The organism is Modestobacter altitudinis (assembly GCF_005930475.1).
GTDB classification, from domain to species: domain Bacteria; phylum Actinomycetota; class Actinomycetes; order Mycobacteriales; family Geodermatophilaceae; genus Modestobacter; species Modestobacter altitudinis.
In genome coordinates this window covers 1-12,898 of the sequence record NZ_SJEW01000106.1, presented here as the reverse complement: position 1 = coordinate 12,898, position 12,898 = coordinate 1, and the positions used below count along the sequence as shown (strand labels likewise).

17 protein-coding genes are annotated in these 12,898 nt (G+C 74.6%); 13 read left to right on the top strand and 4 right to left on the bottom strand.

The window, feature by feature from the left end; translation table 11 throughout:
• Positions 1-314, top strand: a 314-nt coding sequence (locus FHL79_RS23720; protein WP_218938588.1) for an STAS domain-containing protein, incomplete at its 5' end; no start/stop codon positions are given.
• A 76-nt stretch (positions 315-390) separates the two neighbouring features.
• Here the strand turns inward: FHL79_RS23720 and FHL79_RS23715 are convergent.
• Positions 391-747: an STAS domain-containing protein gene (locus tag FHL79_RS23715; RefSeq protein ID WP_138761018.1), complete on the bottom strand. Its 357-nt coding sequence runs from the start codon at positions 745-747 to the stop codon at positions 391-393.
• A 144-nt stretch (positions 748-891) separates the two neighbouring features.
• On the opposite strand from FHL79_RS23715, the gene FHL79_RS23710 reads away from it, so the two are divergent.
• The 5 genes from FHL79_RS23710 (at position 892) to FHL79_RS23690 (ending at position 5,215) form a co-directional block, all read left to right on the top strand.
• The gene (locus tag FHL79_RS23710; RefSeq protein WP_171058321.1) at positions 892-1,623 is read left to right on the top strand and encodes a response regulator; all 732 of its coding nucleotides are present in this window, start codon (positions 892-894) and stop codon (positions 1,621-1,623) included.
• Positions 1,620-2,993, top strand: coding sequence for a sensor histidine kinase (locus FHL79_RS23705; RefSeq protein WP_138761016.1), 1,374 nt, complete (start codon positions 1,620-1,622; stop codon positions 2,991-2,993). The genes FHL79_RS23710 and FHL79_RS23705 overlap by 4 nt, the downstream gene beginning before the upstream one ends.
• Entirely contained in the window at positions 2,990-3,607 is a 618-nt protein-coding gene (locus FHL79_RS23700) for a GerMN domain-containing protein (protein WP_138761015.1), read from the top strand. Before FHL79_RS23705 ends, FHL79_RS23700 begins: the two co-directional genes overlap by 4 nt.
• Before the next feature lie 134 nt (positions 3,608-3,741).
• Entirely contained in the window at positions 3,742-4,161 is a 420-nt protein-coding gene (locus FHL79_RS23695; RefSeq protein ID WP_138761014.1) for a PRC-barrel domain-containing protein, read from the top strand.
• 112 nt (positions 4,162-4,273) lie between these two features.
• Positions 4,274-5,215, top strand: coding sequence for a YihY/virulence factor BrkB family protein (locus tag FHL79_RS23690; protein WP_171058320.1), 942 nt, complete (start codon positions 4,274-4,276; stop codon positions 5,213-5,215).
• Positions 5,216-5,248: 33 nt separating this feature from the next.
• Here FHL79_RS23690 and FHL79_RS23685 read toward each other — a convergent pair whose 3' ends face one another.
• A complete protein-coding gene (locus FHL79_RS23685) occupies positions 5,249-6,802 on the bottom strand; it encodes a Na+/H+ antiporter (RefSeq protein ID WP_138761012.1) in 1,554 nt (517 codons plus the stop codon).
• 117 nt (positions 6,803-6,919) lie between these two features.
• Here FHL79_RS23685 and FHL79_RS23680 point away from each other — a divergent pair, with 117 nt between their 5' ends.
• The 3 genes from FHL79_RS23680 (at position 6,920) to FHL79_RS23670 (ending at position 8,667) form a co-directional block, all read left to right on the top strand.
• Positions 6,920-7,207: a hypothetical protein gene (locus tag FHL79_RS23680; protein ID WP_138761011.1), complete on the top strand. Its 288-nt coding sequence runs from the start codon at positions 6,920-6,922 to the stop codon at positions 7,205-7,207.
• A gap of 363 nt (positions 7,208-7,570) precedes the next feature.
• On the top strand, positions 7,571-8,023 hold the full coding sequence (locus tag FHL79_RS23675) for a MarR family winged helix-turn-helix transcriptional regulator (RefSeq protein WP_171058319.1): 453 nt from the start codon (positions 7,571-7,573) through the stop codon (positions 8,021-8,023).
• 74 nt (positions 8,024-8,097) lie between these two features.
• Positions 8,098-8,667, top strand: a complete 570-nt coding sequence (locus FHL79_RS23670; RefSeq protein ID WP_218938590.1) for a hemerythrin domain-containing protein — start codon at positions 8,098-8,100, stop codon at positions 8,665-8,667.
• A gap of 26 nt (positions 8,668-8,693) precedes the next feature.
• On the opposite strand, the gene FHL79_RS23665 is transcribed toward FHL79_RS23670, so the two are convergent.
• Entirely contained in the window at positions 8,694-9,245 is a 552-nt protein-coding gene (locus tag FHL79_RS23665; RefSeq protein WP_138761008.1) for a DUF421 domain-containing protein, read from the bottom strand.
• Positions 9,246-9,479: 234 nt separating this feature from the next.
• Between FHL79_RS23665 and FHL79_RS23660 the strand changes: the two genes are divergently transcribed.
• Positions 9,480-9,875, top strand: coding sequence for a DUF1622 domain-containing protein (locus FHL79_RS23660; RefSeq protein WP_138761007.1), 396 nt, complete (start codon positions 9,480-9,482; stop codon positions 9,873-9,875).
• Positions 9,872-10,144: a hypothetical protein gene (locus FHL79_RS23655; RefSeq protein WP_138761006.1), complete on the top strand. Its 273-nt coding sequence runs from the start codon at positions 9,872-9,874 to the stop codon at positions 10,142-10,144. Before FHL79_RS23660 ends, FHL79_RS23655 begins: the two co-directional genes overlap by 4 nt.
• Positions 10,145-10,184: 40 nt before the next feature.
• Here the strand turns inward: FHL79_RS23655 and FHL79_RS23650 are convergent, their stop codons facing one another.
• Positions 10,185-11,096, bottom strand: coding sequence for a haloalkane dehalogenase (locus FHL79_RS23650; RefSeq protein ID WP_138761005.1), 912 nt, complete (start codon positions 11,094-11,096; stop codon positions 10,185-10,187).
• 181 nt (positions 11,097-11,277) lie between these two features.
• Here FHL79_RS23650 and FHL79_RS23645 point away from each other — a divergent pair, with 181 nt between their 5' ends.
• Both FHL79_RS23645 and FHL79_RS23640 read left to right on the top strand, forming a co-directional pair.
• A complete protein-coding gene (locus FHL79_RS23645) occupies positions 11,278-12,312 on the top strand; it encodes a glucose 1-dehydrogenase (RefSeq protein ID WP_218938587.1) in 1,035 nt (344 codons plus the stop codon).
• 30 nt (positions 12,313-12,342) lie between these two features.
• Positions 12,343-12,898 (top strand): trehalase-like domain-containing protein (locus FHL79_RS23640; RefSeq protein WP_246081174.1); only part of this gene is annotated, 556 nt, incomplete at its 3' end.

The following is a 12,898-nucleotide window of genomic DNA, read 5'->3' as shown; positions in this document are numbered from 1 at the left end:
CCCCGTCCCCGCACCCGAGCCCCGCCGCAGCTGCGGCCCCACCGCGCGCTGCGCTCACCGAGGTGGTCGACGGGCGCCGCGGACGGGTCCAGGCCAGCGGGCAGCTCACCTCCCAGGGTGCCGACCTGCTCCGAGGGACCGTCGAGGGGCTGGTCCGGCTCGGGCACTCGACCGTCGTCCTCGACCTGACCGGCGTGCAGGCCGCCGACGCCGTCGGCCTGCACGTCCTGTCCTCGCTGGAGAGCAGCATGGCCGCCTCGGGCGGCCGGCTGCTGGTCCGCAACGCCCCCGTCGCGGTCGCCCCGCGCCGCTGACGTCATGAGCGCCGACGGCGCCCTCCGGCTCCGGGCGCGTCGCGCCGGCTGAGCATGACAGCGCGTCCCGGACGGGTCAACGGCCCGGGCGCGCGTCCTCGACCTGCATGACCCGCCACAGTCCGGTCCGGCGCAGCAGGTCGTCGGTGCGCCGGTTGACCCCGCGGAGGACGACGGCACCTCCCCGGGTGCGGCAGGTCCGGTGCGCCCAGAGCAGGCTCGCGACCGCGGTGCTGGAGAGCTGCCGCACGTCCGAGAGGTCGACGGTCAGCCCGCGGGCACCGGCCAGCAGCGCGTCGTGCAGCAGCCAGCGCAGGTCCGCGAGGCCATCAGCGAGCAGCTCGTCGTCGATCCGGACCACCACGTGCCCGTCGTCGGCCGGCCGGCCGGTGGTGTGGCCGGAGGTCGGGTGACGGGTGGCAGCAACGGCCATCGGCGGTGGTCTCCCCTCGCGTGCAGCGGTCGGGCGGTCTGCACCGAGGGTCGGTGACGCACCTTGCGATCTGCCTGGCCGTCTGTTTGCGATCGTGTGACGGCTGGCTCCGGGGGCAGGGCGCGGCCCGCCGGCGGTGGCAGCATGGACCGCGTGTCGCCCCGCCTGCTGTTGGTCGAGGACGACGACCACATCCGCATGTCGCTGCGCTGGGCCCTGGAGGACGAGGGCTACCAGGTGGCCGAGGCCGCCAGCGGGGAGGACGCGTGCCGGTCGGTCGCCACGGCCGCGCCCGACCTGATGCTCGTCGACCTGATGCTCGGGGCGATGGACGGGTTCCAGGTGATCCGGGAGGTCCGCCGGGCGCACGACCTGCCCATCGTCGTCGTCAGCGCCCGGGCCGACACCCACGACATCGTCGCCGCGCTCGAGGCCGGCGCGGACGACTACGTCACCAAGCCCTTCCAGGTGAAGGAGGTCACCGCCCGGCTGCGCGCGCTGCGCCGTCGGGCCGGCGGCCAGGGCGGGTCCGGTGGTGAGGGCGCGGCCGAGCGGCCGACCGAGCTGGTGCTGGACCCCGACCCCGTGGCGCCCCTCGTCCTCCGGCCGGAGCGCGGCACCGTCCACCGCGGGCAGGACCAGCTGCCGCTGACGCTCACCGAGTTCCGGCTGCTCTGCGAGCTGGCCGCCAACGCCGGCCGGGTGCTCAGCCGTCAGGCGCTCCTCGAACGGGTCTGGGAGCACGGTTTCTTCGGTGACGAGCGGTTGGTCGACGTGCACGTGCGCCGGCTCCGCACCAAGGTGGAGCGGGATCCGAGCGCGCCGACCCTGGTGGTCACCGTCCGCGGGCTGGGCTACCGGCTGGACCCGCAGTGACCCCGTCCCTCGGACCGCGGGGGCTGCGGGCGCGAATCGTGCTCGCCTTCGCCGTGGGCGCGCTGCTGGTGTCCGCCGTCCTGGTGACGACGACCTTCCTGCTGGCCCGCAACTACCTGCTGGGCCAGCGGGAGAGCGCGGTGACCCGGCAGGCGTTCGCCGACGCCAACGTCCTGTCCAGCCGGCTGTCCACCGCCGGTAGCCAGGTCGGGGAGGAACTGGTCGACCTGGTGCCTTCCGGTGGCGCGGACGTGGTCGTCCGGAGCGGGGGCTCCTGGTACTCCTCCCGGTTGGACGTCGGCGCCCGGGACGTCCCCGGCTCGCTGCAGGAGCTCGTCACCGCAGGCTCGGCCGGAACGGCCCGGATCAGCACACCCACCGGGCCGCATCTCGTGGTCGGGGTCCCGGTGGTCGCCGCCGACCTGCAGTTCTACGAGGTCGCTCCGCTCGCGGAGCTGCAGGCGTCGCTCCGCACGCTGACCGCGGTCCTGGGCGCGGGGGCACTGGCGGCCACCGCCGCCGGTGCGGTGTTCGGGGCCTGGGCGAGCCGGCGGGTGGTGCAGCCGCTGGAGCAGGTGGCCGGGGCGGCCACGCGGATCGCGGGTGGGGAGCTGGGCATCCGACTGCCGCCCACCGAGGACCCGGACCTGCTCGCCATCGTCGCCAGCTTCAACAGCATGGTCGACGCCCTCGCCAGCCGCATCGAGCGGGACGCGCGGTTCGTCGGCGACGTCAGCCACGAACTGCGCAGCCCGCTGACCAGCCTGGTCACCAGCGTCGAGGTCCTGGGCAGCCGCCGCGCGGAGCTCTCCGACCGCGGCCGGCAGGCGCTGGAGCTCATCGAGGCCGAGCTGGACCGCTTCCGGCGCATGCTCGACGACCTGCTGGAGCTCGCCAAGGTCGACGGCACCGCCCCGGCGGGCACCGTGGCACCCGTCTCGCTGAGCGCGCTGGTCCGCGAGGTGCTCGCTCACCGGGGGTGCCCACCCGGCCTGCTGCACGCCGACGCCGATGACGCCACCACCGTGCGCGGGGACAAGAACCGGCTCGAGCGCGCGGTGACCAACCTGCTCGACAACGCCGACCGGCACGCCGGGGGGATCGTCGATGTCCGGGTGCAACGGCAGGACGGATCGGTGCTGGTGCTCGTCGACGACGCCGGCCCCGGGGTACCGCCGACCGAGCGCGAGCGCGTCTTCGAGCGCTTCGCCCGCGGGCCCCGGGCGGCCCGCCGGTCGATGCCGGGGGCCGGCCTGGGGCTGGCCATCGTCGAGGAGACCGCCGCAGCCCACGGTGGCGCGGCGTGGGTGTCGGACAGCCCGGCCGGTGGCGCCCGGTTCTCCCTCGTCGTCCCGGGAGCGGCGGGGTGAGCCCTCGGGACCGGGCCGGCCGCGCCGCGGCTCTGCTGATGCTGGCGGTGACGGCTGCGTGCGGGGTCCCCACGGGTGGTGACCCGGACCCGATCGCCGCATCGGACGTGCCGTACGGCCTCGCCGAGGCCACCCCGTCGACGAGCGCGGCGCCCTCGGCGTCGGCGGAGCTCGACCAGCCGCGGGTCTACCTCCTGGCCGAGGACGGTGCCCTGGTCCCGCAGGGGCGGTCCCTGACCGACGGGCAGCTCGCCGATCGTCTCGACGAGCTGCTCGACGACCTCGCGGCCGGACCCACCGCCGACGAGCTGACCGACCGGCTGTCCACGGCACTGCGCCCGGAGACCTCCTTGACCGTCCAGGAGCTGTCCGACCGGACGGCGACGATCGACCTGGGCGGCACCGCGGACGCACCGTCGGGGCAGGAGAGCCGGCGGGCCGTGGCGCAGATCGTGCTGACCGCGACCAGCCTGCCCGGGGTCGACGCGGTGCTGCTGACCCGGGCCGGTCAACAGGTGGACGCCCCCCTGCCGTCGGGTCAGCTGACCGCACGGCCGCTCGCCGCCGACGACTACTCCTCGCTGCTGACCCCCTCCGCCAGCCCGACGTCCTGACCGCGCGTCCGTCGGCGGAGCGGACATGACTGGACCATGACGATCCCGTTGCGAGGTCCTCACAGCTCCGCTGGGACGGCGCAGCGCGGGCATGCAGGAGGCACGGCGCTCACACGCAGACGAGAGGACGCCTCATGAACGGCAGCCAGGTCCCGGGCCAGCTGGTCCCGCTCAGCAGGACGGGCCACACCGTCGCCGACCCCGAGGCCGACGTGCGCGGTCGGACAGCGCTGGACGAGCACGGTGACCCGGTCGGCGAGGTGGACGACCTCTTCATCGACGAGCTGCTCGGCGAGGTGCGTCTGCTGCGCATCGGCTCGGGTGGTCTCCTGGGCCTGGGCCGGCAGCACTTCCTGGTCCCCGTCGAGGCGGTCACCGCCGTCGAGCCGGACGTGGTCCGGCTGGGCGGCAGCCGGGAGCGTCTCGACGGCGCGCCGGTCTACGACCCGGAGCTCAGCTACGACGCCGACTACTACGCCAACGTCAGCGCCTGGTGGGCCGGGGACCTGGCACCCCTGTACCCGCTCCCACCGCGGCGCTCCCTCGGCAGGTGAACGTCCGTCCCCGTGCGAGCCCCGTGCCGACGACCGCGGACGTGCAGCGCACAGGCCGCACCACCCGTCGGTCACCGGATCGCGATGCGATGGTGGCCTCCGGCGGGCAGAGGTGAGCGCATCGGACGATCAGCGCCCACCGTCGCGGCTGGTCCCGCGGCGCGCGGTCGACGTCCTGCGCCGACGATCCGGTGCTGCATGGCAGGCCCTCCCCGAGCCGGTGCAGCGCTTCCTGGACTGGCTGCGCAGCCCGGAGTTCGTGACGACCAGCTCCAGCCTGGCGTTCTACGCGCTGATCTCGCTGCCGCCCATGGTCCTGCTGGGGTTCTGGGTTGCCGGCTGGTTCATCGACCCCTCGACGCTGGCCGACCTCGGTACCGCGGTCGACAGCCGATCGCCCGACCAGCTCCCCGTTGCCGACGTGCTGCGGGCGCTGATCGACGTGGCCGCGGAGACCGGGCCCCTGGCGGCCGTGGCGGCGATCTGGCCGGCCACCACCTACGGTGCCGCGCTGGCCCGGGCGTTCACCGCCGTGGCGCCACGGGCGGAGCGGCCGATCCGCGGCTGGCGGGGGCGGCTGCTCGCGCTGGTGCTCATCGCGACCGGGCCACTGGTGGTGTTCAGCGCGCTGTCGGCGCTGTACCTGGTACCGAGGGTCGTCGGCCAGGGAGCGTTGCTGACGCTCGCGCTGGCAGGCGGTGCGCTGCTGGTCCTGGGCACGCTGATCGGGGTGCTGTACTCGCTGTTCCGCCTCCGCGAGACCGGGATCGGCGACGTCGTGGTGGGAGCCGCCATCGCCACCGGGCTGGTCGGTGTCGTGACCGCCGGGTACCTGGTCTACCTGCGGTACGCCGACTTCACCCAGCGCTACGGTGCCACCGGACTGGCGACCGCCGTGCTGCTGGGGTTGTGGCTGCTGCTGGGCAACGCCTCGCTCCTGGTCGGCTACCGGCTCATGCTCAAGCGCGCGGCTCGCCGGCGGCCCGGCGCGCCCGAGCCCCGGGAGGTCGGGGCGACCGGGCCCGTCGGCCCCCGGGCAGGGGCGCCCGCGTGAGCGGTGGGTCCGGCGACGGGTCCCACCCCCGGCTCACGAGCCGTAGCGCAGGGCCCTGGCCTCCACGTCGAAGAGCACGTCGTCGGCGGCCGCGGGAGCGACGTCCCCACGTCGGCGGGCATCCAGCACCGCGTCCCTCTCGGCCTCGGTCGCGCGGGCGAGCAGCTCCCGCAGCTGCCGTCCGGCGTCGTCCCCGCCGGCCTTCCCGTCCACCAGGTCCTGCACGCTGCGGCGGTACCCCAGCCGGGCCTCGTACTGCCGGACGACGGCGTCGCGGACCTCCGGGGAGACGCCGTCGGCCCGCTGCAGCTCGCCCAGCGCCGCCTCGGTGACGGTGCGGTGCAACCGGCGCACGTCCGCCTGGACGTCGGCGTCGCCGGCCACACCCAGGTTCCGGATGAGCGGCGCGAGGGTGAGCCCCTGCAGCACCAGCGTCACGATGACGACGAGCAGGGCGACCACCACCACCTCCTCACGGGCGGGGAACGGCCCGCCGCCGTCCACGGTGGCCGGCAGCGCGAGCGCGGTGGCGACGGTGACCACCCCGCGCATGCCCGCCCAGGACGCGACGGCGGACTCCCGCCAGCCGTAGGGGGTGGCCGAGTTGCTCCGCCGCGCGCGCCGCCCGGCCAGCCCGGACGCGGTGAACATCGCGGCAGCCCGCAGCACGACCAGCACGCCGACCGCGGCGGCGGCCACCCCGATCGTCTCCCCGTCGTCGAGTACCGAGGTGTTCCCCAGCACGTCGGTGAGCTCCACGCCGAGGAAGGCGAACAGCAGGCCGCTGACGGCGAACTCGACGTACTCCCAGACCGAGCGACCCAGCAGCCAGCCGGCCGAGGTGATCTCCCGGGTGGTGGTGGCCCGCAGGTACAGCCCGGAGACCAGCACCGCGAGCACCCCGGAGGACTCGACCTGCTCGGCCGCCAGGTACAGGGCGAACGGCACGGCGATGGTCACCGTGGTCTCGGCGGCCGGGTCGTGCAGCAGGCCGAGCGCCCGGCGGGCGAGCCACCCGCCGGCGAAGCCCAGGGCTGTCCCGCCCACGACCGCGACCAGCAGGCTCAGCCCCACCTCCCCGGCGGTCACACCACCGGCCACCACCGCCATCACCGACAACTGGTAGATCACCAGCGCGGTGGCGTCGTTGAACTGGCCCTCCCCCTCCAGCAGGGTCACCAGCCGCGGTGGCAGGTGCAGCCGGCCCGCCACCGCGGTGGCGGCCACCGGGTCGGGCGGGGAGACCACGCCACCGAGCACCGCGGCGACCGCCCACGGCAGCCCGAGCGCGTGCCCGACCACGGTGACCACCGCTGCGGTCAGCACGGTGAGCCCGAGCACCGGCCGGGCGGCTGCGCGGAGCTCCCGCACCGACGCGCTCTGGGTGGCTGCGAACAGCAGCGGCGGGAGGACCAGCGGCAGGATCAGGTCGGGGTCCAGCTGGGGTGCCGGCACGACCGGCACCAGTCCGAGGACCAGGCCGTAGATGGTGAGCAGCACCGGCTGCGGGACGCCGATCCGGTCGGCAACGGGGGTGAGGACGACGACCCCGAGCACGAGCAGTCCGAGCAGTGCGACAGCATCCACCGGTCGATCCTCCGGTCAGCGTGCCCCCTCTGCCACAGCAGGCTGCGAGCGGCGAATGCCGCTCCCTGTCTCGCGCCGGCCCTCGCCGGCATGCCGTCGTCCTCGCCGGTCAGACCGGTGGCCCGGGCCCCCGACCAGCGCGGCCAGCGCGCGGCGCCGCGTACGCCGGCGCCGCCGGGGTCCTGGCCGTCGGCGTCGGCGGCGGCCTCGTCACGGCAGTGGTCACCGGCACCGTCCGGCGCTGAGCACGGGCGCGGCCGGGCGACGGCCGGCACCCGGTACGCGCTGGTCCACGACCCGGAGCTCAGCTACGACGCCGACCACCACGACCGGGTCAACTCCTGGTGGGCCGGTGACCTGGCGCCCCTCCACCCGGTACGAACGCCGAGCCCACGCGGCAGCTGATCGGCCCTCCTCACCGGTCCGCCCCCTGCGGTGGTCACTGCGGTGGTCACCTGACCGTCATGTCGGTCCCGCCGCTCCGCCCGGCATGTGACGACGCGTTGACGAATTCCGGCGACCGCGGGTGGCCGCCCCGGCCCGGGTCGATGGTGGAGGCCGCCGGCCCGGAGGTCCCCCTGCCCCGGGCCGGCCCGTCCCGACGACCACCGGGAGCTGATGAGCGGGTCCTGCAGGGGATCGCCACGACCCGCCGCGTCGCTCGGCCGCCGCGCTCAGGACGATGTGCCTCGCGGAGCACGCCGCCCCGCTCGACCGCTTACAGTCAGTCAGCCAACTGTTGGCGTCGACGTCAGGCGGGGACGAACGGTGATCGGGACGCAACCGGGCGGGGCAGTGCCCGAGGACGTCATCCTGGTGCAGGCGGCGCGGACCTTCGTCAGCGTGTCCGTCCAGGCTGCGGACCAGCTGGGCTCGGTGTCACTGGTCCAGCTCCGAGCGCTCAGCGTCATCGACGAGGCCGACGGCGCCAACCTGATGCGGCTCACCGACGGCATGGGCGTCACCGTCTCCACCGCCAGCCGCCTCGTCGACCGACTCGTCGCTGCCGGACTCGTCGACCGCCGGCAGTCCGAGGTGACCCGCCGCGAGATCACCCTCACCCTCACCGCGCAGGGGCGGTCCCTGCTCGCGCGGTACGACGAACTGCGGCTGTCAGCGCTGCACCGGCGGCTCGACGAGCTCCCGAGCCGCCGGCGCGCCGCGCTGATCAGCGCCCTCAGCGACCTGGTGGCGGCACGACCGGGACCGCAGGACCCCTGACGACCCCTGGGAACGCGGCCCGGCAAGAACTGCGCCGTCCGTGATCGCCGTGTCCGGACTCCCCGTCGCCGAGGATCCTGCCGCCCTCTGACCACCGGCGCATCGGCACGGGACGTCCGGGTGGGCGGAGGCATGGACATCACGAGCTGATCCTCTTCCAGCACCACGAACAACGCCGCACGTTCGCGCTCCTCGACGAGATCCCGCGCGACGACACAGCCGCACTGGCCGCCGTCTGGAAGCGCCTCGAGGTGTTGCTCGAGGCGCACGCCGAGGCAGAGGAGCGCTTCTTCTGTCCCCGCCTGCTCGACCTCGGCCGCGGCGCCGCGGACGCCGACAGCGTCGACGAGGAGGTGGAGGACGCGGTCGAGGACCACAACGAGATCCGGGACGCCGTCCGCCGGGTGTCCGGGCACGAGGCCGGCAGCGACGCCTGGTGGCAGGCGGTCACCGACGCCCGGGTGGCCAACAGCGACCACATGGCCGAGGAGGAGCGTCAGGACCTCGCCGACTTCCGCCGGAACGCCGACCTGCAGACCCGGCACGACATCGCCGTGCAGTTCATCGGCTACGAGAACGCGCACGCCTACGGCATCGAGCCCGTCGACGAGGACCCCGGGGACCACGTCAGCCGGCACAGCTGATGCCCGTCCCGGCGCCCGGGCCGGCGTCAGGGAGTGGCGGTCCCCTCGGGCGGGGTGAACCCCACCGAGTCACGCACGCCCTCCGCGACCAGCGGCGTCGGGGCCGGGGCGTCCCGGGGCACGACGGTCAACCCGCCCTTGCCCTCGTACAGCACGTACCGGAGCCGGTCGATGTCGAACACGCCGTGCTGGCGGAGCTCCGCGTAGAGGTCGTTGTCGGTGAGCCCGCACCGCCGGAGCTGGTGCCGGCGCACCCGGCCGTCGGCGACCAGCACGCGCACGCGGTAGTCGGTGAGCTTGCCCAGCAGCGGCTGGAAGCGGAGCAGACTGGCCAGCCGGTGGGCGGCGACGATCGTCAGCAGCGCCACTGCACCACTGGCGTAGGACTGCGAGTCGGCGATCGCGGTGCGGCCGATGATCGCCCCGACCGCCACCGCTGCGGCGAAGTCGATGATCGTCCACTGGGCCAGGGTCCGTCGCTGGGCCATCCGCAGACCGACGAGCGCGGTGCCGTACATGAGCGCGGCCTTGGCGGCCACGATCCCCAGATCGGACCACGGACTGGTCAGCCAGGACATCGGCGTTCCCTCTCGGCTGGCGGGTGACGCTGCTCCACCGCACCCTGGCACGGCGCCGACGCCCACGCCGATCCGCACGGACGCCGGGCGTCCACCATCCCTCGACCTCGCCGGAGAACTGATGCCGAACCTGTCCTCGTCCGACCCGACCACGTCCGTCGCGCGCCTGGGGACAGCGCCGTCCCGGGCCACCGCCGGGCCGGTCCGCCGCGCCGTGGGGCCGGTGCTGCCGCGGTGACCGAGGTGGTGTCCGAGGACTTCCTGAAGTCGGCCGTCGAGTTGCTGGTCCGGCTGGTCGAGAGCGCCGGTGCGGTGGTGATCTTCGTCGGGGCGCTGATCGCCTTCGTCCGGTTCCTCGACGCCGCGGTGCGCCATCGGCACGAACCGCACCGCTTCGTCGCCGTCCGGCTGGGGCTCGGCCGCTACCTGGCCCTCGGCCTCGAGTTCCAGCTGGCCAGCGACGTGCTGCGCACCGCCGTCGCCCCGACGCTGCGGGAGATCGGCGAGCTGGCCGCCGTGGCCGCGATCCGGACGGCCCTGAACTACTTCCTCGGCAAGGAGATCAAGGAGGAGCAGGCGCAGTTGGCGGCTGAACGCGGAGGAACCGGCCCGGCGCCATCGGCGCCATGACCGGTGCGATCAGCGCCGCTGCCCTGCTGGTCACCCTCGCCGCGCTGGTGTCCGCTGCCGCCGCTCTCTTCGCCACCCGCCGCGTCCTGCTGACCTTGTCGGTCCTGCTGGACATGCTGCTGGCCGCCTCGCTGCTCCGGCTCGCCCTCGACCCGACCCCCGCGCAGCTGGCCGGCACCGCCCTGCTCGTCCTGGTCAAGCGGCTGGCCTCCTCAGGAGTACGCCGGGCCACGGCCGCCCGAGCAGCCCGGACCCGTTCCGCGACCTGACGCCGCGCGCCGGCGCACGTCCGGCTCGTGCCGGCTCACGTCAGGGGGTTGCCGCGATCAGGTCGACCACCACACGAGCGAGCTCCGGGCCGACGTCCTCCTGGAGGAAGTGCCCGCCGCCGGCGAGCGTGGTGTGCGGCATCCCGTGCGCACCGGGGACGACCGCCCGGAACACGCGGTCACCGCCGCCGGTGATCGGGTCGCCGTCGGAGAACGCGGTGAGGAAGGGCTTGTCGAAGCGCGCCAGGCCTCCCCACGCCGCCCGGTTGGCCGCGGCGGCCGGGTCGTCGGGCCGGGTGGGCACCAGGCTGGGGAACACCCGGGGGCCCGCCTTGTAGGAGTCGTCGGGGAACGGCGCGTCGTAGGCGGCGACGACGTCGGCGGGCAGCCCGGTGACGGTGCCGTTCTGCACCACACGGCCGACCTCGAACCGATCGGCGGCCGCGGCGAACCGCTGCCAGGCCAGGAACGCCTCGCTCATCGCGTGGTCGCCGGTGGGCAGGCCGGTGTTGGCCGCCACCACCCGGGCGAACCGGTCGGGGTGCTCCCCCACCAGACGCAGACCGAGCAGGCCGCCCCAGTCCTGGCCGACCACGGTGACCGCCCGCAGGTCCAGCTGGTCGAACAGCACCTGCCGCAGCCACTCGACATGCCGGCCGTAGCTGTGGTCCTCCTGCTGCGCGGGCTTGTCCGACCGGCCGAACCCGACCAGGTCCGGGACGACGACGCGCAGCCCCGCGGCGGCCAGCACCGGGATCATCCGGCGGTAGAGGAAGGACCAGGACGGCTCCCCGTGCAGCAGCAGCACCGTCTCGCCGTCCGCCGGGCCGTCCTCGACGTAGGCGACTCTCAGCCGTCCGCCGTCGAGGTCGTCGACCTCGACGTAGCGCGGCGGGTAGGGGAAGTCGGGCAGGTCGGCGAACCGCTCGTCGGGCGTGCGCAGGATCTCCACCACCCGACGTTATGCCCTCCCGTCGGGGTGCTCTGGTCGAGCGGCTCACCGCGTCCGCGTGGCCGGGCCACCGCTCGAGCTGCCGGGACCCGCTCCGCACGCTAATTTGGCAGATGCCAACAGACGCCTGTCGTGGCGGCGTCCCCCTTGTTCCAGGAGGCGCACCATCCGAGCTCTCACCGTGCGGCCCGGTCAGGCCGGCTCCCTCGCCGTCGAGGACGTCGACGATCCGCACCGCGACCCCGGTGAGCTGCTGGTCGACGGGCTGGCCGTCGGCGTCTGCGGCACCGACGAGGAGATCGCGAGAGGCGAGTACGGCTGGGCACCGCCTGGCCGCGAACGGCTGGTCGTCGGCCACGAGTCGCTGGGCCGGGTCCGGAAGGCGCCCGACGGCTCCGGGTTCGCGGCCGGCGACCTGGTCGTCGGGGTGGTCCGCCGCCCGGACCCGGTGCCCTGCGGCGCCTGCGCGCACGGCGCCTTCGACATGTGCCGCAACGGCCGGTACACCGAGCGCGGCATCAAGTCCCTGGACGGGTACGCGAGCCAGACCTGGACGCTCGCGCCGGACTTCGCCGTCCGGCTCTCCCCCGACCTGGCCGACGCCGGGGTCCTGGTCGAGCCGACCAGCGTGGTCGCCAAGGCGTGGGAGGAGATCGAGCGCATCGGCAGTCGGTCGTGGTTCGAACCGGAGCGGCTCCTGGTCACCGGCGCCGGGCCGATCGGCCTGCTCGCGGCTCTGCTCGGACGGCAACGCGGTCTCGAGGTGCACGTGCTCGACCAGGTCCGCACCGGGCCGAAGCCCGCGCTGGTCGAGGACCTGGGCGCCACCTACCACTGCGACGGCTTCGACGAGGCCCTGGCCGGTGGCCGCCCCGACGTCGTGATCGAGGCGACCGGGGTCGCTCCGCTGGTGGTCGCGGCGATGGCGAGCACGGCCTCCTACGGCATCGTCTGCCTGACCGGCATATCCACGCCCGGGCGCACGGTCCCCCTCGACGCCGGTGCCCTGAACCGGTCCATCGTCCTGGAGAACGACGTCGTCTTCGGCTCGGTCAACGCCAACCTGCGGCACTACGGCCTGGCCGCCGACGCCCTGGCCGCCGCCGATCCGGGGTGGCTGGGCCGGCTGCTGTCCCGACGGGTGCCACTGGAGTCCTTCGCCGAGGCGTTCGAGTCCCGGGACGACGACGTCAAGGTCGTGCTCGACCTGCGCTGAGCCGCAGCGACCGCCCCACGGAGGCAACGGATGACCGCGATCGAGGACTATGGCCTGATCGGTGACCTGCAGACCGCGGCCCTGGTGGGCCGTGACGGGTCGATCGACTGGCTGTGCCTGCCCCGGTTCGACTCCCCCGCCTGCTTCGCCGCCCTGCTGGGCGATGCGGGCAACGGGCGGTGGCTGCTCGCGCCCACCGAGGGCGGCGAGTGCACCGACCGGCGCTACCGCGGCGACACGCTGGTCCTGGAGACCACCTGGACCACGTCGTCGGGCACCGTTCGGGTGGTCGACCTGATGCCGCCGCGCGGCGAGGCGGCCGACGTCGTCCGCATCGTGGAGGGCGTCAGCGGCCGGGTGCGGATGCGCAGCGAGCTCGTCCTCCGGTTCGACTACGGCCATGTGGTGCCCTGGGTCAGGCACGTGGACGGCGAACTCGCCGCCATCGCCGGCCCCGACGCCGTGTGGCTGCAGACACCCGTGGACCTGGAGGGGCACGGCCAGGCGACGCACGCGGAGTTCGAGGTGGCGGCCGGGGACTCCGTGCCCTTCGTGCTCACCCACGCCGCCTCGCACCTCCCCCGCC

What these genes read in the sequence shown, in the direction of transcription:
- FHL79_RS23715 (WP_138761018.1), bottom strand. Translation starts at nt 747, where the DNA reads ATGGCCGTTGCTGCCACCCGTCACCCGACCTCCGGCCACACCACCGGC.
- FHL79_RS23710 (WP_171058321.1), top strand. Translation starts at nt 892, where the DNA reads ATGGACCGCGTGTCGCCCCGCCTGCTGTTGGTCGAGGACGACGACCAC.
- FHL79_RS23655 (WP_138761006.1), top strand. Translation starts at nt 9,872, where the DNA reads ATGACCGGTGCGATCAGCGCCGCTGCCCTGCTGGTCACCCTCGCCGCG.
- FHL79_RS23695 (WP_138761014.1), top strand. Translation starts at nt 3,742, where the DNA reads ATGAACGGCAGCCAGGTCCCGGGCCAGCTGGTCCCGCTCAGCAGGACG.
- FHL79_RS23665 (WP_138761008.1), bottom strand. Translation starts at nt 9,245, where the DNA reads ATGTCCTGGCTGACCAGTCCGTGGTCCGATCTGGGGATCGTGGCCGCC.